General features: G+C 72.1%; 21 protein-coding genes and 1 pseudogene. 10 read left to right on the forward strand and 12 right to left on the reverse strand.

The genetic code is table 11. From position 1 onward, the window contains the following. Positions 1 to 516 precede the first annotated feature (516 nt). From ABTY62_RS37420 to ABTY62_RS37475, 12 genes are all read right to left on the reverse strand, one after another. On the reverse strand, positions 517 to 798 hold the full coding sequence (locus ABTY62_RS37420; RefSeq protein ID WP_311727392.1) for an HU family DNA-binding protein: 282 nt from the start codon (positions 796 to 798) through the stop codon (positions 517 to 519). Positions 799 to 1,063: 265 nt separating this feature from the next. Beyond that, entirely contained in the window at positions 1,064 to 2,494 is a 1,431-nt protein-coding gene (locus ABTY62_RS37425; RefSeq protein WP_352133852.1) for an NAD-dependent malic enzyme, read from the reverse strand. A 422-nt stretch (positions 2,495 to 2,916) separates the two neighbouring features. Continuing rightward, positions 2,917 to 5,364 (reverse strand): HelD family protein, encoded by a 2,448-nt coding sequence (locus tag ABTY62_RS37430; protein WP_502997595.1) that lies wholly within the window; start codon positions 5,362 to 5,364, stop codon positions 2,917 to 2,919. 88 nt (positions 5,365 to 5,452) lie between these two features. After that, positions 5,453 to 6,220 carry a zf-HC2 domain-containing protein gene (locus ABTY62_RS37435; protein ID WP_352133853.1) on the reverse strand — a complete coding sequence of 256 codons (768 nt, stop codon included), beginning with the start codon at positions 6,218 to 6,220 and terminating at the stop codon, positions 5,453 to 5,455. Further along, positions 6,217 to 6,705 carry a sigma-70 family RNA polymerase sigma factor gene (locus ABTY62_RS37440; RefSeq protein ID WP_385340430.1) on the reverse strand — a complete coding sequence of 163 codons (489 nt, stop codon included), beginning with the start codon at positions 6,703 to 6,705 and terminating at the stop codon, positions 6,217 to 6,219. Before ABTY62_RS37440 ends, ABTY62_RS37435 begins: the two co-directional genes overlap by 4 nt. Before the next feature lie 237 nt (positions 6,706 to 6,942). After that, a complete protein-coding gene (locus ABTY62_RS37445; protein ID WP_352133854.1) occupies positions 6,943 to 7,533 on the reverse strand; it encodes a CGNR zinc finger domain-containing protein in 591 nt (196 codons plus the stop codon). Between the two features lie 98 nt (positions 7,534 to 7,631). After that, positions 7,632 to 8,819, reverse strand: coding sequence for a hypothetical protein (locus tag ABTY62_RS37450; RefSeq protein ID WP_352133855.1), 1,188 nt, complete (start codon positions 8,817 to 8,819; stop codon positions 7,632 to 7,634). Between the two features lie 30 nt (positions 8,820 to 8,849). Then, the gene (locus ABTY62_RS37455) at positions 8,850 to 9,125 is read right to left on the reverse strand and encodes a hypothetical protein (RefSeq protein ID WP_352133856.1); all 276 of its coding nucleotides are present in this window, start codon (positions 9,123 to 9,125) and stop codon (positions 8,850 to 8,852) included. Positions 9,126 to 9,132: 7 nt separating this feature from the next. After that, on the reverse strand, positions 9,133 to 9,513 hold the full coding sequence (locus ABTY62_RS37460; RefSeq protein WP_352133857.1) for an effector-associated constant component EACC1: 381 nt from the start codon (positions 9,511 to 9,513) through the stop codon (positions 9,133 to 9,135). A gap of 112 nt (positions 9,514 to 9,625) precedes the next feature. Next, a complete protein-coding gene (locus ABTY62_RS37465; RefSeq protein WP_352133858.1) occupies positions 9,626 to 10,870 on the reverse strand; it encodes a uroporphyrinogen-III synthase in 1,245 nt (414 codons plus the stop codon). Positions 10,871 to 11,072: 202 nt separating this feature from the next. Then, positions 11,073 to 12,476 carry a nitrate/nitrite transporter gene (locus tag ABTY62_RS37470; RefSeq protein WP_352133859.1) on the reverse strand — a complete coding sequence of 468 codons (1,404 nt, stop codon included), beginning with the start codon at positions 12,474 to 12,476 and terminating at the stop codon, positions 11,073 to 11,075. A 188-nt stretch (positions 12,477 to 12,664) separates the two neighbouring features. After that, a complete protein-coding gene (locus tag ABTY62_RS37475) occupies positions 12,665 to 13,687 on the reverse strand; it encodes a LysR family transcriptional regulator (protein WP_352133860.1) in 1,023 nt (340 codons plus the stop codon). Positions 13,688 to 13,786: 99 nt separating this feature from the next. Here ABTY62_RS37475 and ABTY62_RS37480 point away from each other — a divergent pair, with 99 nt between their 5' ends. From ABTY62_RS37480 to ABTY62_RS37525, 10 genes and pseudogenes are all read left to right on the forward strand, one after another. After that, positions 13,787 to 15,163 (forward strand): MFS transporter, encoded by a 1,377-nt coding sequence (locus tag ABTY62_RS37480; RefSeq protein WP_352133861.1) that lies wholly within the window; start codon positions 13,787 to 13,789, stop codon positions 15,161 to 15,163. Positions 15,164 to 15,249: 86 nt separating this feature from the next. Further along, entirely contained in the window at positions 15,250 to 15,612 is a 363-nt protein-coding gene (locus ABTY62_RS37485) for a DUF6247 family protein (protein WP_352133862.1), read from the forward strand. Continuing rightward, positions 15,609 to 15,896 (forward strand): hypothetical protein, encoded by a 288-nt coding sequence (locus ABTY62_RS37490; protein ID WP_352133863.1) that lies wholly within the window; start codon positions 15,609 to 15,611, stop codon positions 15,894 to 15,896. Before ABTY62_RS37485 ends, ABTY62_RS37490 begins: the two co-directional genes overlap by 4 nt. Before the next feature lie 7 nt (positions 15,897 to 15,903). Then, entirely contained in the window at positions 15,904 to 16,233 is a 330-nt protein-coding gene (locus tag ABTY62_RS37495) for a hypothetical protein (protein ID WP_352133864.1), read from the forward strand. Between the two features lie 181 nt (positions 16,234 to 16,414). Further along, positions 16,415 to 17,734, forward strand: a complete 1,320-nt coding sequence (locus tag ABTY62_RS37500) for an ABC transporter substrate-binding protein (RefSeq protein ID WP_352133865.1) — start codon at positions 16,415 to 16,417, stop codon at positions 17,732 to 17,734. Beyond that, positions 17,731 to 18,657 carry a carbohydrate ABC transporter permease gene (locus tag ABTY62_RS37505; protein ID WP_352133866.1) on the forward strand — a complete coding sequence of 309 codons (927 nt, stop codon included), beginning with the start codon at positions 17,731 to 17,733 and terminating at the stop codon, positions 18,655 to 18,657. The genes ABTY62_RS37500 and ABTY62_RS37505 overlap by 4 nt, the downstream gene beginning before the upstream one ends. Positions 18,658 to 18,710: 53 nt before the next feature. Beyond that, on the forward strand, positions 18,711 to 19,475 hold the full coding sequence (locus ABTY62_RS37510) for a carbohydrate ABC transporter permease (protein WP_311727476.1): 765 nt from the start codon (positions 18,711 to 18,713) through the stop codon (positions 19,473 to 19,475). 22 nt (positions 19,476 to 19,497) lie between these two features. Beyond that, positions 19,498 to 19,968, forward strand: a pseudogene (locus ABTY62_RS37515) (LacI family DNA-binding transcriptional regulator); the annotation flags it as partial. A 223-nt stretch (positions 19,969 to 20,191) separates the two neighbouring features. Continuing rightward, positions 20,192 to 20,782 (forward strand): alpha/beta hydrolase, encoded by a 591-nt coding sequence (locus ABTY62_RS37520; RefSeq protein ID WP_352133867.1) that lies wholly within the window; start codon positions 20,192 to 20,194, stop codon positions 20,780 to 20,782. Positions 20,783 to 20,889: 107 nt separating this feature from the next. After that, the gene (locus tag ABTY62_RS37525) at positions 20,890 to 21,450 is read left to right on the forward strand and encodes a helix-turn-helix domain-containing protein (RefSeq protein WP_352133868.1); all 561 of its coding nucleotides are present in this window, start codon (positions 20,890 to 20,892) and stop codon (positions 21,448 to 21,450) included. Positions 21,451 to 21,576: the final 126 nt, after the last annotated feature.

A 21,576-nucleotide genomic window follows, 5' to 3' on the forward strand; every position in this document is an offset into this window, starting at 1 on the left:
CCCCGTCGCCGCCCCCGGCTGGGGGTCCGGGGGTTATCCCCCGGGTAGACGCAGCATGAGCAAGCTCGTGGAACTGGGCGCCAAGGTCGAGCTGCCGGGCGCGGAAGAGACCGCCTGAGCCCCGTCGCCGCCCCCGGCTGGGGGTCCGGGGGTTATCCCCCGGGTAGACGCAGCATGAGCAAGCTCGTGGAACTGGGCGCCAAGGTCGAGCTGCCCGGCGCCGAAGACGCCTCCTAGGAGGCCTCCGGCGGCTTCTACCCCACCCCGCCCCTTCCCGGCCCCTGTCCATGTGCGGCTCCGCCGCGTGGGGGCTCCGCCCCAGACCCCAGGGGTCCAGGGGCGAAGCCCCTGGTTACGGGAAGGGGCGGGGTGGGGAAGAACTCCGCCGCGTGGGCCCGCCGCAGGCGTCAAGGCCCCGGACGGGGACCAAGGGGCCGGGGAGCGGCTTCAGGGGCCGCAGGAACGCCGAAAGGGCGGCCACCCTCCGATTGGGTGGCCGCCCCTTCGTATGGGGTCTTACTTGCCCTTGGCGGCTTCCTTGAGCTTGGAGCCCGCGGAGACCTTCACGCTGTAGCCGGCCGGGATCTCGATCGGCTCACCGGTCTGCGGGTTGCGCGCGGTGCGAGCGGCACGGTGGGTGCGCTCGAAGGTGAGGAAGCCGGGGATGGTGACCTTCTCGTCGCCCTTGGCCACGATCTCTCCGACCACCTCGGCGAGGGCGGACAGAACGGCGTCGGCGTCCTTTCGGGTCACCTCGGCGCGCTCCGACAGAGCGGCCACCAGCTCACTGCGGTTCATGTTGTACTCCCGTGTTCATCTTGCCATTAGGCGTGAGATCGAAGCCGATGCTGCCAGGGCCCTCGGACAGTCCCCGGACCCGGGTCTGCTGTTCAGACCCTCGCGCCCGGAACGCATCCTGCCCCCACCTGTGGCGGGAAAGCCAATCCGGTGCCCTGGTGAGTCGCGCGAAAAGCGCCGTGGCGGCCGTTTTCTGCCCGACACCCTATGGGGGCCCGATCGGCTGAACGCCGCGCGACGCGCCGTACGACGCGCCGAGCCCGGCCTAGACCCCCGTGGTACCGGTCACAGCCTTGGCCGCGACCCGCACCGCGCCGGCGACCGCGCCCGCCACCTTGTCGTTGAAAACGCTCGGGATGATGTAGTTGGCGTTCAGCTCGTCGTCGTGGACGACGTCCGCGAGCGCCCGGGCCGCGGCCAGCATCATGTCGTCGTTCACGGTACGCGACTGCGCGTCCAGCAGGCCACGGAAGACGCCCGGGAAGACCAGCACGTTGTTGATCTGGTTCGGGAAGTCGGAGCGGCCGGTGGCGACCACGGCGGCGGTCTGGCGGGCGATCGCCGGGTCGACCTCGGGGTCGGGGTTGGCCAGCGCGAAGACGATCGCGTCCTCGGCCATGGCGGCCACGTCGTCGCCCGACAGGACGTTCGGGGCGGAGACGCCGATGAAGACGTCGGCGCCGCGCACGGCCTCCTTGAGGGTGCCGGTGACGCCCTCGGGGTTGGTGTTGTCGGCGATCCAGCGCAGCGCGGTCATGTCGGAGTTGCCGTTCGCGCCGGTCAGGTCCTCGCGCCCGGCGTGCACGACGCCGTGGATGTCCGCGACCACCGCGTGGCGCACGCCCGCGGCGATCAGCAGCTTGAGGATGGCGGTGCCGGCCGCGCCCGCGCCGGACATGACCACCCGCACATCGCCGATCTTCTTGTTGACGACGCGCAGCGCGTTGGTGAGCGCGGCGAGCACCACGATGGCGGTGCCGTGCTGGTCGTCGTGGAAGACGGGGATGTCGAGGGCCTCGCGCAGCCGGGCCTCGATCTCGAAGCAGCGGGGGGCGGAGATGTCCTCCAGGTTGATGCCCGCGAAGCCGGGGGCGATGGCCTTGACGATCTCGACGATGGCGTCGGTGTCCTGAGTGTCCAGGCAGAGCGGCCAGGCGTCGATGCCCGCGAAGCGCTTGAAGAGGGCCGCCTTGCCCTCCATGACGGGCAGGGCGGCCTTGGGACCGATGTTGCCCAGGCCCAGGACCGCGGAGCCGTCGGTGACCACCGCGACGCTGTTGCGTTTGATGGTGAGGCGGCGGGCGTCCTCGGGGTTCTCGGCGATGGCCTGGCAGACCCGGGCGACACCCGGGGTGTAGACCATGGACAGGTCGTCACGGTTGCGGATCGGGTGCTTCGACGACATCTCGATCTTGCCGCCGAGGTGCATCAGGAACGTACGGTCGGAGACCTTGCCGAGCGAGACGCCCTCGATGCCGCGCAGCTTCTCGACGATCTCGTCGGCGTGTGCGGTGGAGGTCGCGGCGATGGTGACGTCGATCCGGAGCTTCTCGTGGCCGGAAGCGGTCACGTCGAGGCCGGTGACCGAGCCTCCGGAGGACTCCACGGCCGTGGTGAGCTGGCTGACCGCAGTGCCGCTCGCGGGGACCTCCAGCCGGACCGTCATCGAGTACGAGACGCTGGGCGCCGTTGCCATGGCCGACTTCCTCTGCTTTCCCTTGTTCCAGGTTGTCCCGGGCACCGGTGATGGTTCGCCGGCCCGCCCTCGGACAGTGGTCTTCAGATGGTTACACCTACCTTCCGGTACCGCGTAACCGGGCTCGAGTTTCGGAAATATTGTTCAGCCCGATGAAGACGACGAAGAGGTCCGCGTCGCCCAAGCGCCGACGCGGACCTCTTCAGAGATGTAGATGTATAGGTGGCACCGACCCGCCATGCTCGCCTCGCGGCAAGTGGTCGCTCGAAGCGACGAAGGTTGGGCCCGGGGGCTTGGATCGAGCCGGTGCCAACAGCAAGGCTAACAAACCATCCCGGGAAGTGATTCCCTCCCCCACGGGTTGTTTTCGCGGGTTGTTTCGCGGGGTCGTTTCCGCCCCGGAGGCGCGGCACCCGTTCGGCTCAGTCCCTCAGCAGATCGGGGACGCCCTGCTCGTCCGGGTCGTCCCGCTCCCCCGACAGCACGGTCAGCCGCTGCGTGGCGCGCGTCAGCGCCACGTACAGCACCCGCAGCCCGGCCGGGGACTCGTCGGCGATCTCCGCGGGCGAGACCACGACCGTCGCGTCGTACTCCAGGCCCTTGGCCTCCAGGCTGCCCAGCGCCACGGCGCGGTCGCCGAGACCCTCCAGCCAGCGGCGCGCCGCCGCCCGCCGCCGCATGGCGACGACCACGCCGACGGTGCCGTCCACCTCGTCCAGCAGGCGCCGCGTCTCCTCGCGCACGCGCGCGGCCAGGTCCCCGCCGTCAGCCATAGGTGCGAAGCGCGGGACCAGGCCCGTGGAGCGGACCGCCTCGGGCGCCCGGGCGCCGGGCATGGCGAGCGCGAGGACCTTCGCGGCGACCTCGGCGATCTCCGAAGGGTTGCGGTAGTTCACGGTCAGCGTGAAGCGGCGGCGCGGGCGGCTGCCCAGCGCCTCGGCGCGGGCCTCGGCCGCCTCGTCCGGGTCCGACCAGGAGCTCTGCGCCGGGTCCCCGACCACCGTCCAGGTGGCGTGGCGGCCGCGCCGCCCGATCATGCGCCACTGCATCGGGGTCAGGTCCTGCGCCTCGTCGACGATCACATGGGCGTAGTCGGCGCGCTCTTGCTCGGCGCGGTCCGCGCGGCTGCGGCGCGACGAGGTCCGGTCGGCGTAGGTGGTCAGCTCCTCAAGACCGGTCAGCTGGTCCAGCGGGTCGGCCTCGCGGGGCCTGGCGGGCCGGGCCGGAGCGCCCAGGACGGTGTGCAGCTCGTCCAGCAGCGCCACGTCGTGCACCGACAGCGGGCCCTGGCCGTCCGCGCCCAGCCGGTTCAGCGAGCGGGCCAGCTGGCGTACCTCGCGCTGGCCGAGCACCCGCCGGGACCAGCGGGCCAGCCGCTTCTCGTCGGCCATCGCGGCCAGCACGGCGCGCGGGGTGAGCTCGGGCCACCAGGCGGCCAGGAAGCCGAGGAAGTCGTCCTCGGTGGAGATGTCCTCGTCGAAGCCCTCGCGCGCCTCGGCGGCCAGCTCGGGGTCGGTGTAGCGGCGGGCGCCGCCTGACTTGGTCCACAGCGCGTCCAGCAGCAGCCGGCGGGCGCGCGGGCGCAGGAGGTTGACGGGGGCGGTGCCGCCCAGCGCGGACTCCCGGATCCGGCGCAGTTCGTCGGCGTCCAGCTCGAGGCGGGCGCCGAACGCCACGACGCGCAGCCGCTCCGGCGGCCCGGCCGCCTGCCCGGCCGCCCGGCCGGGGCCCGCGGGCAGCTCCAGGGCGCCGCGCGCGGCCTTGCGCAGCACCCGGGTCATCCGCGAGGAGCCCTTGACGCGGGCCACGGCCGGCTCGTCGTACGTGGTGGCCTCGGCGCCGTCCACCAGCGACCCGACCGCGCGGATCGCCACCTGCCCCTCCTCGCCGAGCGAGGGCAGCACGCCCTCGGTGTAGGCGACCAGCAGCGGGGTGGGGCTGACGACCAGGATCCCGCCCGCGTACCGCCGCCGGTCCTGGTAGAGCAGATACGCGGCGCGGTGCAGCGCGACCGCGGTCTTGCCGGTGCCGGGGCCGCCCTCCACCTCGGTGACGGAGGCGGCGGGGGCGCGGATCACCAGGTCCTGCTCGGCCTGGATGGAGGCCACGATGTCGCGCATGGTGTGGCCGCGGGCCTGGCCGAGCGCGGCCATCAGCGCGCCGTCGCCGACGACCGGCAGCTCCGCGCCGTCCAGGGTCGCGGTCAGCTCGGGGCGCAGCAGGTCGTCCTCGACGCCGAGCACCCGGCGCCCCTTGCTGCGGATGACGCGGCGGCGCACGACCCGGCCGGGGGCGACGGGGGTGGAGCGGTAGAAAGGCGCGGCGGCGGGCGCGCGCCAGTCGATGACCAGGGGGGCGTAGTCGGCGTCCAGCACGCCGATGCGGCCGATGTGCAGCGTCTCGGCGATCTCCGCGCGGCCGCCGCCGTCCTCGCCGTCCTCGCCGGGGAGGATCGCGTCGTCGGCGGGCTCGACGGAGGTGTACGCGCCGTCCGGGCCGCGCTCCCCGTCCTTGCCGAGCAGCAGGTCGATACGGCCGAAGAGGAAGTCCTCGAACTCGCTGTTGAGCCGGTTGAGGTGCACCCCGGCGCGGAAGACCTGGGCGTCCCGCTCGGCGAGCGCGCCGGGCGTGCCGACCTGGCCGCGCTTGGCGGCGTCGTTCATCAGGAACTCCGCCTCGTGGATCTTCTCCTCGAGGCGCCGGTACACGCGGTCCAGATGCACCTGTTCGGTGCGGATCTCCCGCTCGCGGGTCCCGTCCCCGGCGCCGTCCCGTTTCCCGGCGGCTTTCCCGGCGGCCGGTTTCCCGGGTCCGCCGGGTCTGTCCGGTCTCGCCTTCCGGCTCGCGTGCGTGGCGTTGTGCGCGGCCACCCAAGCCCCCTTCTGTGTGCGTAGGGCAGCCGTCAACCGTACACCAGGGGGGCGCTCCGGGCCGTGGCCGAGCGGCCTCGCCGGCCACTCAGAGCTTCACCACCGCCAGGCGGTCGCCGTCCAGGGTGCGGACCTCGAAGCGGTCGATCTGGTCGGGGTTCATGGCCGCGCCGCCCAGGGCGTAGAGCGGCTCCTTGCTCCAGCGCGAGGCGTCGCCGTCCTTGATGCCGTAGCCGGTGCTGGGCACCGCCCAGGTGGTGATGGTCTCCTCGTGGCCGTCCTTGCCGACGGCGACCAGGTCGCAGGCCTTCGGGCCCTTCACATTGCCGAGCTTGAGCGCCACCGAGGTGCCCCAGCCCTTGGCCTGGAGCGAGACGGTGGCGTCGACCTTGGTGGTGGGGTCGACCGCGACGGACTTTTGGCCCTGGTCGAACGCCGCCTTCGCGGGGGCGGCGGCCACCACCTGGGGCTTGCCGCCGTCGCCGCCGTCGTCCGAGGTCAGCGCGGCCCCGGCGAACGGGCCGGCGATGATCAGCGCGGCGGCCGCGGCCACCAGGAACAGCCGGCGCCTGCGGCCCCCGCGGCGGCTGGTGCTGACGTCGTCCATCAGCTTGCCGAGGAGCTCGGGCCCGGGGCGGGCGGTGATGGTGGCGGGGTCCAGAACCGTACGGCCGTCGGAGGAGGTGGCGAACTCGGCCAGCAGCGGCGGGATGCCCATCAGCTGGTCGAGCTCGGCGGCGCATCGGTCGCAGCCCAGCAGGTGCTCCTCGAAGCGCGCCGCGTCCGCCGCGTCGAGTACGCCGAGGGCGTAAGCGCCGACGGCGGTGTGCTGCTGGTCCTCCGCTGCCGGCATCATGCCGTAACCCCCCGTTCCTCAAGCGAGAGCCGCAGGGCGCGCAGCGCGTAGAACACCCGGGACCTGACCGTCCCCGGCGGTACGCGCAGCACCTCGGCCGCCTCGTTCACCGTACGCCCCTTGAAGTATGTCTCGACCAATGCCTCTCTATGCGCATCGGTGAGGTCGGCGAGGGCGTCGGAGATGGTCATCATGCGCAGCGCCCGGTCGATCTCGTCGGCGGCGGGCACGGCGTGCAGGGGGGCGGCGTCGACTTCCTGGGGGCGGGCGCGGCGGCCGCGGTGACCGTCGATGACGATGCGCCGGGCCACGGTCACCAGCCAGGGGCGCAGCGAGCCGCCGGTGCTCCGCAGTTGGTCGGCGTTGCGCCAGGCCCGCAGGAGCGTCTCCTGGACCACGTCCTCCGCCCGGTGCCGGTCGCCCCCGACAAGGCGGAGGACAAAGGCGAGAAGCGGGCCCGCGTGCTCTTCATAGAGCGCGCGCATGAGCGCGTCGTCCGGTGTCGTCCTCTCGGTCACGGGAGCATCCTTGCGTAATCCCCACCGCGCGGTCGAGGGGGTACGGTGGGTAACACTTCCATGTTCAACAAATTTGCTGTGATGTACGCGCAATTGCGCTATACAGCGTTCGGCACCCCTCAACTAACGGTACTGTGAGCTGCGATGACACCGCGTCAGGCGGCGTTCTGACGGTATCCGGCCGGGCGCTCCGGCGTGCGCCCGTCAGGCCCGGGTGACCCGTCGGCGGTGCCGGGCCACGCGCTCGCGGTTGCCGCAGACCTCGCTGGAGCACCAGCGCCGGCGGCGCCCGCGCGAGGTGTCGAGGTACACCAGCGAGCAGGTCTCCCCCTCGCACTGCCGCAGCTGCCCGCGCGCCACCGGATCTGTGAGTAATTCCACTGCGTCCCGCGCCACTTGGGCCAGCAGCGCGCCGCAGTCGGGCGCGGCGGCGAGCCTGCGGACGAGGGTGCCGTCGGCGCCGCGTACGGCTCGCACGGCGGGCGGGGCGGTGGAGGCCAGCGCGTTCACCCGCTCCAGGTCGGGGCCCGCGGCGCGGCCCTCGACCTCGGTGTGCACGATGCGGTGGAGCAGGTCGCGCGCGGCGCGGAAGCGGATGAGCCAGCCGCCGTCGACGGTCTCGAGGGCGGTGCCGCGGGGCACCAGGCCCGCGCCGACGAGCCACGCCCTGAGCCGCTCCACCCCGTCCAGCCGCTCGACCGGCGCCTCGCTCAGCCGCCCGCCGACGGTGGCCACCAGGTCAAGACACAGCCGCCCGGAGTCGAACCGCAGGTCATAGGGCGACGCCGACGCCATGTTCCTGTCACTCCTTCGGGCTGAGGCGCTCGTGGCGCCTCGGTGGGGGGCTGCGCGCGGTCGTGCGGTTCGCGCGGATCGCGCGCGGACAGCGGAAATCACGCACTCCCAGAGTGCCCGCCCCGGCCCGGGCCCGGAACCCCCACGGCCGCGCCTGTCGGCGGCCTCACGCGCACGTCTTGTTGCCCTGAGGGGTTTCGCCCCGCCCCTGGGAGATCCGGAACGTCGCGGTGATGTCCTTGGAGCCGTCCGATGTCGCGTTCTCGACGTGAACCACCGTGATTTTGGCCCACTTGTGGCCGGGACCGGTCACCAAGGTCGACTCCCCCCAGGGCCAGCCCGTGGGCGCTGCACGTCCGCCCCAGGGCGTCGACGGCGACGTTGACGAACCCATTGGCGGTGCCTCCATTGGTGTCGCCGGCCCTGACGCCGCCACCCCCGCCGGTCTGGCCTTCCCCACCGCCGAACACCTCACTGACCTTGCCGCGGTCGACGGCACCCACCGCGCCCTTCAGATCGATGGTGACGGTGCCGTCGGAGGTCCGGTTCGACTTGAACAGCTCGACCTTCAACTCCTCTGTGGTGGGCCGGGGCGGGCGGCTGGACGGACTCGCCCCGGAGGCCGTGCTCGTCGGACGCGTGCCGGGGCCGTGGCCGGTGGTGGCCGATGGGGTCGGGGTCCGTTCGCCCTCCGTGGTCCGTTCGTCCCGCGGGTGCTGCCAGGGCAGGGCCCCGGCGACCGCCACCCCCGCGGTGGCCACGGTGACCACGGCCCCCGTCGCGACCGCCGCCTTCCACGGGAGCGACGGGCGGTGCCACCACCGGAGCGCCCTGGCCGGGTCCGTGCCCACCCGGATGGGTCCGCGCGCCAGGGCGAGCCCTCCGGCGCCGCCCGTGGTACGGCGCTCGGGGCTGGGCAGCCCGCGACCGCAGAGCTCGCCCCGCACACGTTCGTAGATCTGGTCCAGATTCAGCGGCTCCGCCTCGCCGAGCGCGCCCAACAGGGCGCCGGTGAAGGCGCTGTGCCGGGACCCGCGGGGCACATGGGACGTCTTGGTCGCGCCCGTGGAGGTCAGGACGTAGGTGCCGCTCGCGGGCAGCTGACCGGACAGCAGGCCACCCGGCGGTGCCATCACGCCGATCGCCCGCCCGGAGAAGCAGCAGTCCAGGATCAGCACCCGGGCCCGCGCCCGCGCTCTGGCGAGATCACGCATGATCACATCCAGCGGCACGGCGGTGAAGCCGAGCCGCTTCGGATCGGTGTGTTCGAGCGCCAGGTGCAGCATGCCGTCGTCGTCGACGAGCCCATGGCCGGATTAGTAGACCAGCAGCAGCTCGGTGGCCTCGCGGCCGGCTCGGGAGAGCGCCGCGCCGATGGCCTCCCGGGTGGCCGGCTCGCCGCCCGGGCCCAGCACCGCGCAGTGCTCGTCGGGCCGCCCGACGAGCAGTCCGTGCTCGGACTCGGTGATGGCGTGCCGCAGGTCCGTCAGGTTGTTGCGGACGGCGGGGAGGTCATCGAGTTTGTCGTACTCGCCCGAGCCGAGGAGCACCACCCGGCTGGAGGCGGCGTCGGCGAACCAGGTCCCGGTCACGCGGCCGTCACTCCCGCGGCGGCGCGGTCAGGCGCTCGGCTTCCCGGATGACGGCCAGCGGGTCGGCGGCCCCTCGTACGTCGATGGTGACGTCGCGCCCGTCGGCCGCGGTGACGGTGACCGTGACGTCGCTCCGGCGCAGGCCCGGCCAGGTGGACACGGACGAGATCAACCCGCCGATGCCGCCGGCCCCGAGCGTCACGGCCAGCACGTCCAGCACCCCGCCCATCTCGCCCTCGGCCAGGGGGCGGGGGCGCAGCTCCAGGCGGCCGCGCAGCTCGTCCTCGTGGCCGAGCCAGTCGTACAGCGACCGCAGCTCGTCGTCGGCCCCGTCTCCGTCCACCGCCAGCCTCACCTCGGTTGGCGGTGTGTGATCGGCTCCATGCATGCGGTCATTGTGCCGAGGGACCCGCGGACCGGTCCCGCTCTTGAGCAAGACCGGAGCTTCCGGCCCGAGGCGTGGTAAAGGCCGCGAGTTCCGGCGGGGGCCCGGCGGGCGGTCAGACGTCGGCGTACTTGGTGTCCGCCGAGGGGTCGAGGGCCAGCCGGTAGCCGCGCTTGACGACCGTCTGGATGAGCTTCGGGGTGCCGAGGGCCGTGCGCAGCCGGGCCATCGCCGTCTCGACCGCGTGCTCGTCGCGCCCCGCGCCCGGCAGGGTGCGCAGCAGGTCGGCGCGGGCGACGACCCAGCCGGGGCGGCGGGCCAGGGCGCGCAGCAGGGCCATGCCCGCCGGGGGGACGCTCCGCAGCTCGCCGTCGACCAGGACCGCGTGGCCGCGGATCTCCAGACGGCGCCCGGCGACCGGCAGCGGCCTGACCCGGCCCGGCAGTTCGCGGGTGAGGAGCTGGACGAGCGGGCCGAGGCGGAAGCGCTCGGGCTGGCTGGTGGGCACGTCATGGGCCTCCAGGGGCAGCGCGGTGACCGGCCCGACACACGCGGGCAGCACATCGTGGCGCAGCGCGTCCAGCAACTCCTCGCGCATGCCGCGCCGCTCGGCCCGGTCCAGCAGGCTCGCGGCGGCGGGGGCGCTGGTGAAGGTCACGGCGTCCAGGGCGCGGGCCACGGTCGCGTCGAGGAGGCGGTCGACGGGGCCGATGTCCTCGGGCGGCATCCACCGGTACACCGGCACGCCGACCACCTCAGCGCCCGCCGCGCGCAGCGACTCGATGAAGCCGGGCAGCGGCTCGCCGTGCAGCTGGACGGCGACGCGGCTGCCGTCGACCCCCTCCTCCAGAAGCCGGTCGAGCACCTCGGCCAGCGACTCGGACGCCGGGGACCACTCCTCGGTGAGCCCGGCGGCCCGGATCGCGCCGCGCACCTTGGGGCCGCGGGCCAGCAGCCGGGCGCCCCGCAGCCGGCCCAGCAGGGCGTCCCCGAGGCCCCAGCCGTCGGCGGCCTCGACCCAGCCCCGGAAGCCGATGGCGGTGGTGGCGATCACCATGTCGGGGGCCTGGTCGAGCAGTTGCTTGGTGGCGGTGAGCAGCTCCGCGTCGTCCGCGAGCGGCACGATGCGCAGCGCGGGCGCGTGCATGACGGCCGCGCCGCGCCGCCGCAGCAGCGCGCCGAGCTCATCCGCGCGGCGGGCGGCGGTGACCCCGACGGTGAACCCGGCGAGCGGCCCGATGTCCGCGGACCCGGTGGCACGGGGGGCCGCGGCGGGTTCGCTCGCCGTGGGCTCTGCGGCAGGGCTGATCGCCGCGGGCCCTGGGGCGGGGCCGGTCGCGGCGCTGTGGTCTCGGTGCATGGTTCTCGTCCCGATCCGCTGTCGTATGGGCGCCCTCCGCGGCCTCATCTCGACGGCCATCCTGTGGCCGGCGAGTGACGGTCGCGGTTCGCGGAGGTTTCCCGGGTGTAACGGGGCGTACGGACGGGGAACGCGCGCCCCGTGCCGTACGCTCCCCGTCCGTCCAACCGAAGCTGAAACCAATCCTGCCTGACGACCGGGGTCAGACGTCCGCGTAGGCGGGCTGCCGCGCGCTCTGCGGCTCCTGCGGCTCCTGCGCCTCCGCCGCGGTCGGCCGTGCCGCCGGGCGGGCCCCGCGGAGGTATACGGCCCAGGTGACGGCGGCGCACAGGGCGTAGAAGACGAGGAAGGAGACGAAGGCCGGGGTCCCGGTGTGCGCGTTCAGGAAGGACTCCCGGAAGGCCAGGTTGATGCCGAGCCCGCCGAGCGCGCCGACCGCGCCGATCAGCCCCATCGCGGCGCCCGACAGCCGCCGCCCGTACGCCGCGGCCTCCTCGCCCGTGAGCCCCCGCGCGACCGCCTTGGCCTGGAAGATGCCGGGGATCATCTTGTACGTGGAGCCGTTGCCGAGCCCGCTGAGCACGAACAGGGCGATGAAGCCGACCAGGAAGACGCCCAGGGACTTCTCCGCGGACGCGTAGACGACCACCACGGCCGCGGCGGACATGGCGGCGAAGTTCCACAGCGTGATCCGCGCGCCGCCGTAGGTGTCGGCGAGACGGCCGCCGATGGGGCGGATGAGGGAGCCGAGCAGCGGGCCGATGAAGGTGAGCGAGGCGGCCTGGAGCGGGGTGCGGTCGAACTGGTTCTGGAGGACGAGGCCGAAGGCGAAGCTGTAGCCGATGAACGACCCGAAGGTGCCGATGTACAGGAACGACATGATCCAGGTGTGCGCGTCCCGCGCCGCCTCCTTGGCGGCCCCGCCGTCGTTCCTCACCGGCGCCAGGTTGTCCATGAACACCGCCGCGAGCACCGCCGCGACCACGATCAGCGGGATATAGACGCCGAGCACCACGCGCGGGTGGGCCGCCCCGGCCGTGCCGATGACCAGCAGGCCGATCAGCTGGATGACGGGCACGCCGATATTGCCGCCGCCCGCGTTGAGGCCGAGCGCCCAGCCCTTCTTCCGCAGCGGGTAGAAGGAGTTGATGTTCGTCATGGAGGACGCGAAGTTACCGCCGCCGACCCCGGTGAGCGCCGCGACGACCATGAAGGTGGTGTACGAGGTGCCGGGCTTCATCACCATGGCGGCGGTGATGGCCGGCACCAGCAGCAGCACGGCGCTGACGATCGTCCAGTTGCGGCCGCCGAAGCGGGCGACGGCGAAGGTGTAGGGGACGCGCAGGATTCCGCCGACCAGGGTGGGCATCGCGACCAGGAAGAACTTCCCGGCCGGGTCCACGCCGTACTCCGGCCCCATGAAGAGGACCATCACCGACCACAGGCTCCAGATGGAGAAGCCGATGTGCTCGGAGAGGATGGAGAACCAGAGATTCCGGGTGGCGATCTTCTCGCCCTTCTCCTTCCAGAAGGTCTCGTCCTCCGGGTCCCACTGTTCTATCCAGCGGCCCCCTTTGCGTGCGGCGGTGGTGTTCGGGGCAGTCATCACGCCTCCACAGATCTCGCTCGGGTGTCGCCACTGGTGCGCGGTTTCGCTGCCTGACGACGGTAGGAAGTACGGATTTCCGCGCTGTGGCGGCAGGTGACGCGGAAGAAACCTTGCTCTCACCCGGGAGCGGGGGGCGTGGTGAGGGTTGCCACAACGGCCCCCGGTCACCGGCCCCCGGCCCCCGGTCACCGGGAGGGCTGGGCCGCCTGGGCCGCCGCTTGGGCCGCCTCGGCGGCCTCCGGGCCGGGCAGCCAGCTGCCGGGCGGGGCGTCGAGCCACCCCCCGGCCTCCCCGGCCTCCCCCGCCGCCCCGAGCGTCGCCGCGGCCGCGCGCAGGGCGTCGAGCCCCGGGTGGCGCAGTCCGCGCCGCCAGACCATGGAGACGGGCGACAGCGGCACGGGGCCGGTCAGCGGCCGCAGCACGGCGCCGGGCATGGCGATGAACACCGTGCTCGCCAGCACCGACCAGCGCCGCTTGGCCACCACCCGGGTGAACTCCTCGACGCCCTCGATCTCCGGAAACGGCTCGGCCATCACGATGCCGCGCCCCGCGAACAGTTGCATGGCCAGATCCGTCCACTCCGCGGTGGCCGCGTTGCCCGCGGCCGCGTACAGCGTCTCCCCCGCGAGCGCGTCCAGCGGGACCTCGGGGAGCCGGGCGAGGGGGTGCTCCTCGCGCAGCACCACGGCCATCCGCTCGTAGCGGATCAGCTGGTGGTCCAAGCGCGCGAGCACCGCCGGGTCGAGCCCGCCGACGCGCCCGAACGACACGTCCAGGCGCCCCGCGAGCAGTTCGGCGGCGGCCCCGGTCAGCCCGCTGTGGAAGCGCGCCACCAGCTCCACCTCCGGCGATATCCGGCCACGCGCCTCGGCCAGCACCTCGCTCCCGGTGGACACCGGCGCGCCGACGTCGACGACCAGCGGCCGTCCCGCTCCCGCCCCGCCGCCCCCGAACGCGGCGGCCAGCTCCTCCTGCGCCGCCAACACCCGCCGCGCGTACGGCAGCAGCCGCGTACCCTCGGCGGTCAGCGCCACCTGCCGGGTCGTCCGTACGAACAGCTCGGCGCCCAGCTCCCGCTCCAGGCGCCGGATGTCGCGGCTGAGCGCCTGCTGGGCGACGTACAGCCGGGCGGCGGCGCGGGTGAAGTGCAGCTCGTCGGCGACGGCGGTGAAGGCGCGCAGCAGACGGGGCTCGATGTCCTTGGGCACGCGTGCATTCAACAGCACGCGCGTTTCACAACACAGGTGCGTGAATGGCCGCGTATCAGGTGTTGGACCGGCCGCGGGTCCGCCCGCGACCGTAAAGGGGTGATCCTCTTCCTCGCCTCCAGGCCGGTTGTGCCGACCGTCCGGCGTACGCGGAGCGGCACGGCGCGCACGCCGGACACCGCCCCCGCTGCGACGCCCCGCGCGACGGGCGGCACGCCCTACGCAAACGCACAACAAATAACTGATGATCGCGGCCCTGAGCCCCACCCGCCCCGCCGGTCGTTCCTCTCCCCCTACCGGCGGCTGTTTGCCACCCCCGGGGCGGCCGCGTTCACGCTCGCCGCGCTGGTGGGACGGCTGGCGGGGACGATGCTGGGGGTCAGCATGGTGGTCATGATCGCCACCGTGCGCGACTCGTACGCCCTGGCCGGCGCGGTCTCGGCCACCGGCATCGCGGTGACGGCCGTGACCGGGCCGCTGCTGGGCCGGCTGGTGGACCGCCACGGACAGGCGCGGGTCGCGGTCCCGGCGGTCGCCGTCTTCGCGCTGGGCGCCACGGCCACGCTGCTGTGCGTCCACCACGGGGCCCCGGCCTGGGCGCTGTTCCTCTGCGCGGCGGGCTCCTCCGGCGTGCCGAGCCTCGGCTCGATGACGCGCGCCCGCTGGGCGTCCGTCCACCGCGACGACCCGGCCGCCCGGCACACCGCCAACTCCTTCGAGCAGGTCGTCGACGAGGTGTGCTTCATGGCCGGCCCCGCGCTGGCGATGGTGCTGTGCACGGCGGTGTTCCCGGAGGCGGGGCTGGCGACGGCGGCGGTGCTGCTCGTGACCGGCACCCTGCTGTTCGCGGCGCAGCGCCGCACCGAGCCGCCGCCGCAGCCGCGTACGGACTCCGCGGGCGGATCGCCGCTGCGCTCGCCGGGGCTGCGGGTGGTGGTCGTCACCTTCCTGGCGACCGGCGCGGTCTTCGGGTCGATGGAGGTCGCGACGGTCGCGGCCGTGGACTCGTACGGCCACGGCCCGGCGAGCAGCGCGCTCCTGGCGCTCCAGGCGGCCGGGTCCTGCGCGGCGGGCCTGGTCTTCGGCGCGCTGCCGGTCCGCGGGTCGGCGGCGGCCCGCTTCCTGGCGGGCGTGGCGGCCATGGCCGTGGCCGTCCTCCCCCTGCTGGCGGCGGCCGGTCCGGCGTCCCTGGCGCCGCTGCTGTTCGTCGCGGGCATGGCAACCGCGCCGACAATGATCAGCGGCATGACCCTCGTCCACCGGCTGACCCCGTCCGCCCGCCTCAACGAGGGCATGACGACCGCGTACACCGGCCTCCTCGTCGGCATCTCGGCGGGCGCGGCGGCGGGCGGCTGGACCGTGGACCACCTGGGCCCGGCCGCGGGCTACACGGCCCCCGCGACCGCCGCGGCACTGGCCCTGCTCGCGGCGGCGAGCGGCACGGGGGCGCTGCGGCGGTCGCCGGAGGCGGACTGACGGCTCGCGCGTGTGTTCGCATTGCATACGGGGCCCCGACCCCAGGTACGGTTCCTACGGATGCCGCTCAACCCGGGAGGACGCTCATGAGCACACAGCCGGAACACGTGCACGGTCCCGTCCTCCCTCAGCCGACAATGACGAGAGACGCCTTGCGGGAAGCGGTCAAACGCCTCGACCTCAGCCGCATCGCCGAGTTCGACCGCGAACTGGGCGAGGCGTTCGACCGCGCCGTGCAGGCCGCGTCGACCACCCCGATGCGGCTCTTCCTGGAGAAGTGGGCGACTGTCGTCGCCATCGAGCGCCACCCCGACCGGGCACGCGCGATGCGCGAGGCCGAACAGGTCACGGGCGACCCGCAGGCCACCGAAGCGGAGTTCCGAGCGGCTCAACGGACCGTTGCCCGCATCCTCAACGAGGCATCCGCCGAGGCTGGAATCAGCCCGTGAACACACGAGGCGAGGGGATCGAAGACACCAACGGCTGGGCTTGGGAGTACAACCCAGCCGCGGACTGGGTCGTCGGTGGCATGAAGGACGTGGACCGGGAGGCGGTCGAGGTGATCGGCAGCGCCCTCGCCGATCTCGCAGCGCACGGACTCGGCCCTGATGGCCGCCTCGACGAGACCCCCGACGCGCACCGTCTCCGCACGTACAGCGTGGGGACGCTGCTCGTCTGGTACCAGGTGATCCCCCATCGCAAGCGGGTCTACATCAACCGCGTCAATCTCTGAGGACAGCGTGGGCGCCCTCGTCCCCCGGCCGGAACGCACCCCGGAAGCCCTGCGCATCGCCCTCGCCCGCGTCGCGCCCCATCGCCTGGGTGAGATGGAGCAGCAGAAGAACGAGGCATTCGCCCTGGCCGCCGAGCACGACGACCTTGGTCCCATCCGCCAATGGCTGACCATCTGGGCGGCCGAAGTCGAAGTCGAGCGCCGCCCCGATCTGGCCGCCCGCCGGCGCGATGCCGGGCGCGCCGCGCATACCCTCGGTAAGGACGATCCCGCCTGGCGGGCCGCCATGGACGAAATCCTGACCGTGATGAATGAGGCCCGCGCAGCCACAGCGTGAGCCTCGTCCCGCGCACGGCCCTGCCATCGCCGCGCCGGCGGTCCATGCCGCCGACGGCAGCCGGGATACGCCTAGTCATTTTGTCAACGCCATTGACGTACCCGTAGAGCCCCACCTACCTTCCTCCATCGAAGCGCTTCGACGATCGTGCGGACCCCTCCAACCCTCCCAGAGGCAGCGGATGTTGAAGGCACGGAAGAAGGCACAGAAGAAGGCACAGAAACGGACGGCGGCCCTCCTGGCCGCCGCGCTGGTGGGGGCCGCGGCGCTCACCGGGTGCGGTGGCTCGGACAGCGGGGGCGGCGACGGCAAGACGCTCAAGCTCTGGCACTACGAGGCCCCCAACGGGGCGATGGGCGTGGCCTGGCAGCAGGCGATCGAGGAGTTCAAGAAGAGCCATCCGGGCGTCACGGTGAAGTTCGAGGAGAAGGGCTTCGAACAGATCCAGAAGACGGCCTCGATGGTGCTCAACTCCAACGACGCCCCGGACGTCATGGAGTACAACAAGGGCAACGCCACGGCCGGGCTGCTCTCCAAGCAGGGGCTGCTCACCGACCTCACGCCCGAGGTCACCAAGCGCGGCTGGGACAAGCCGCTCAGCGCCGGGGTGCAGACCACCAGCCGGTACGACGCGCAGGGCGTGATGGGCTCCGGCAAGTGGTACGGGGTGCCCAACTTCGCCGAGTACACGATGGTCTTCTACAACAAGGACCTGTTCGACAAGTACAAGGTGAAGGTCCCGACCACCTTCGAGGAGTTCACCGCCGCCCTGGACACCTTCACCTCCCAGGGCGTCACCCCGCTCGCGAACGCGGGCGCCGAATACCCGGCCCACCAGTACGTCTATCAGCTGGCGCTGAGCAAGGCGGACCGCTCCTGGGTGGACGCGTACGAGCTCTACCAGGCCAAGCCCGACTTCCACGACGCGGCGTGGACCTACGGCGCCGAGACCTTCGCCGACTGGGTGAAGAAGGGCTATATCGCCAAGAGCTCCAGCGGCGCCAAGGCCGAGGACGCCGGCACGGCGTTCATCTCGGGCAAGTACCCGATGTTCTTCTCCGGAAGCTGGTGGTTCGGCCGCTTCAAGTCGGAGATCAAGCACCAGTGGGGCACCTTCCTGTGGCCCGGCTCCAAGCTGACGCTCGGCTCGGGCGGCAATCTGTGGGTGGTCCCCAAGGGCGCCAAGAACAAGAAGCTCGCGTACGACTTCATCGACATCACGATGAAGAAGGGCATCCAGAACGTGCTCGGCAACAAGGGCGCGGTCCCCATAGCCGCCGACCCGTCGGCGATCACCGACCCGCAGTCCAAGAGCCTGATCCAGAACTTCGACAAGCTCGCCAAGAACGACGGGCTCGCCTTCTACCCGGACTGGCCGGTCCCCGGGTTCTACGACACCCTCGTCTCCGAGACGCAGAAGCTGATCACCGACAGCACGGATCCCGACGACTATCTGGACGCGCTGAAGACGGCGTACGAGTCGGGCGCACCGAAGACATGAGGACGGCCGGGACCGCAAAGCCCACTCGACGGCCACCGCGCGAGTACCCGTACGCGCTCTTCCTGATCCCCGGCGCGCTGGCCTTCCTCGCCGTCATCGTCGTCCCGTTCCTGATGACCACGGGGCTGAGCTTCACCCACTGGCAGGGGGTCGGCACCCCCTCCTGGGCCGGGCTGGACAACTACCGCACGCTGCTGGACGACTCCGCCTTCTGGGAGTCGTTCCGGCACAGCCTCGCGATGGTCCTGGCGATGGCGGTGATCCCCACCGCCATCGGCCTGGTCCTGGCCGCCGCGCTCTTCGACTACATCGCCAAGCACGTCGGCACCCGCGTCGCGAGCGTGCTGCGCGCCTGCTTCTATCTGCCGCAGGTGCTGCCGATCGCGGTGGCCGGCGTCGTGTGGAGCTGGATCCTGGCCCCCGACGACGGCGCGCTGAACGAGCTGCTGAACGCGGTCGGCCTGGGCTCCCTCCGACAGGACTGGCTGGGCGACCCGGACGTCGCGCTCTACAGCGTGATGGGGGTGATGGTGTGGGTCCAGCTCGGCTTCCCGCTGGTGGTCTTCATGGCCGGGATGCAGCGCGTGGACCCGGCCCTGCACGAGGCCGCCGAGCTGGACGGGGCGTCCTGGTGGCGGCGGCTGTGGCATGTGACGCTGCCGCAGATCCGCCCGGAGATCTACGTGGTGCTGCTGTGGTGCACCATCGCCGCGCTCAAGGTCTTCGGCGCCGTCTATGTGCTGACCAAGGGCGGACCCGGCGGGGCCACCAATGTGCCCTCGTACTTCTCCTTCCAGAACTTCTTCGAGAAGACGCAGGTCGGCTACGGCTCCGCGGTGTCGACCGTCCTGACCGTACTCATCCTGGCGCTGGCCCTCGTGGCGCTGCGCCTCCAGACCCGGGCGGAGGACCAGGACCGGTGAAGGCCGTCACGCGATACCCGGTACTGGCCGCGCTGGTCGTGGCGGCCCTCTTCATGGTGGCGCCGTTCGCCGTCGTCGCGCTCAACGCGGTCAAGTCGCCCGCCGAGTACTCCGCGGGCGGGCCGCTCAGCCTGCCCGACGGGCTGTATCTCGACGGGCTGAAGGACTTCTGGGAGCGGGTGGACTTCGGCCAGAAGCTGGTCAACTCCGTGGTGATCTCCGGCTCGGTGGCGGTGCTCGCGGCGGTGCTGTCGGTGCTCAACGCGTACGCGATCGGCATCGGCCGGATCAAGGGCCGCCCCTGGGTGCTGGCCTTCTTCGTGCTGGCGAACATGCTCCCGCAGGAGGCGCTGGTCTACCCGATCTACTACCTGCTGAAGGAGGTGGGCCTGTACGACACCCGGCTCAGCGTCATCCTGGTCTTCACCGTCATCCAGTCCGCGTTCGGCACCTATCTGCTCTCCTCCGTCCTCGGCGCCTTCCCCAAGGAGGTCATCGAGGCGGCCAGGATCGACGGCGCGAACAAGTGGCAGGTGCTGTGGCGGGTGGTGGTGCCGGTCAGCCGGCCCACGATCGGGGTGCTGCTGGTCTTCTTCTTCATCTGGACCTGGAACGAGTTCCTGCTGCCCCTGGTCATGCTGATCTCCAACGACAACCAGACGGTGTCGGTGGCGCTCGGCGTCCTCCAGGGCCAGCGACTGATGGACGCCACCATGACCAACGCGGCCGCCCTGCTCGGGATCGCGCCCGCGATCCTGTTCTTCCTGATCTTCCAGCGGACGCTGGCCCGCGGCATCGCCGTGGGCGCCGTCAAGTGAACCCCGCCGAGGAGAGAACTCCATGGTCAGGATCACGGATGTGGCCAGGCACGCCGGGGTCTCGCCCAGCACCGTCAGCTACGCCCTGAGCGGCAAGCGGCCGATCTCCGAGGCCACCCGGCGGCGGATCCACGCCAGCATCCGCGCGCTCGGCTACCGTCCGCACGCCGGTGCGCGCGCCCTGGCCAGCAGCCGCACCCGGGTGCTGGCCCTGGTGACCCCGCTGGGCGAGGGCGGCGACATCACGGGCGCGATGCGGTTCGCGGCCCGCGTCGTCACCGCCGCCCGCCGCCACGACCACGACGTCCTGCTGCTCACCCAGGAGGAGGGCGAGGAGGGGCTGCGCCGGGTGGCGGACAGCGCCATGGCGGACGGCTTCATCATCGTCGGCACTCGCCCGCACGACACCCGGCTGCCGCTGCTGCGCGGGCTGGGGCGGCCCTGCGTGCTGGTCGGCGCCCCCGGCCCAGGTGGCCCGGTCTGCGTCGGCCTCCCCGCTCCCGGAGACGGCCCCACCTGGGCCGGGCCCGAGCCGCCCGGACCGGCCGAGCCCGGCGATCTCGCCGAGCGGTGCGTCGCGCTGCTGATCGCGCGGCTGGGTGTCGCGCCCCGGGTGCGGTGAGCGATGCGTGTCGCGTCTCTTGCACCGCTCAGCGGTCCATCAGCGGTCCGGCAGGACAGAAGCCACATGATCGGCCGGCGAGTAGCCTGCGACCATGCCTGACGCCTCCCCTTTCGCCGTCCCCACCCGCTTCGACGGCGCCCCCGACCGCGTGGCACTCGTCATTCCAGGCGTCGGTTACACGCCCGCCAGGCCGCTGCTGCACTTCGCCCGCAGCGTGCTCCTCCAGCACGGCTGGACCGTCCAGGAGCTGTGGTGGCGGGTCCCCGACGACTTCTCCCAGTTCACCGAGGACGACCGGATCGCGTGGGTGGAGGGACAGGTCACCCAGGCCATCGACGCCGAGGCAGGAGCCTGCCACCTCCTCGTCGGCAAGTCCCTGGCCACCCTCGCCTGCGGCATTGCGGCCGACCAGAACATCGCGGCAGCCTGGCTCACTCCTCTTTTGACCTTCGACCATGTGGCCCGCTCTCTCCAGCGAGCCGAAGCCCCGACGCTCCTCGTCGGCGGGACCGCCGACAAGCTGTGGGATTCACGGATCGCCGAGTCCCTACGGCACGACGTCCTGGAAGTCCCCTCAGCAGATCACTCCCTGGAGCTCCCGGACGACGCGTCAGGATCCGTCGAGGTGCTACGGCACGTCATCGCACGGCTGGACGGCTTTGTCGGCTCTCTCGGTCGTTAACAATCAACCAGACAAGATCGCCCGGATAGGCTCCAGGATCTTCGTCGACCGGAGCCGCATCCGACCGCCGACCGCCCCCACTTGAAAGAGCAGCAGGAGGGCCGCAAATGATCTATGAGTCCGGTGTCTACGACAACTTCGACGACTTCCTCAACGAGTTCCATCCGGACGACACCACAGCCCGCGAGCGCATCCATCGTGAAGCCGAGCGCCTGGCCGCCCACGAACGTGGCGCCCGGCTCATCGAGCTCCGCGAACGTGCCCAGACCAGCCGCGAGCAGGTAGCTGAGCGCATGGGCGTCGAGTTGCAGCGCGTCGTCGATCTCGAGGCCGGTGCCAACGGCTTCGACCTGAACCGCATTGACGAACTCACCGACACCGGCCCCGGTGAAGCAGACCAAGAGCTGCACGACATCGTCCACTACATCTTCGACCTGTCCTCCTACATCCGGGCCATCGGCGGAGATGTCGAGGTGGAAATCTCGGGAGCGACCACGGAGACCATCCAAGAGAACGGCAGCGTCATCACAAGCATGACTCCGCTGCATGTTCCCGCGCCTGCGGAATTCTTCACCCCGGACATGATCTACACCTTGCTGATGCGCAAGCCGGAGCAGATGATGATCTGGGCTGAGGTGGAAGGCTGGCGTACCAACATCGCCGCCTGAGCCTCGCCGCCCTGTGACTTCGCCAACCTTGAAGGTGTGCCGCAGGGGTGGCCGTCGTGCTATCCGGCGGCCACCTGAGGCGCACAGAGCCATGCTCCGCTGACGATCACGGGGCAGCCGATATGC

The sequence above is a fragment of the Streptomyces sp. NPDC097640 genome, from assembly GCF_040302705.1.
Lineage (GTDB): Bacteria > Actinomycetota > Actinomycetes > Streptomycetales > Streptomycetaceae > Streptomyces.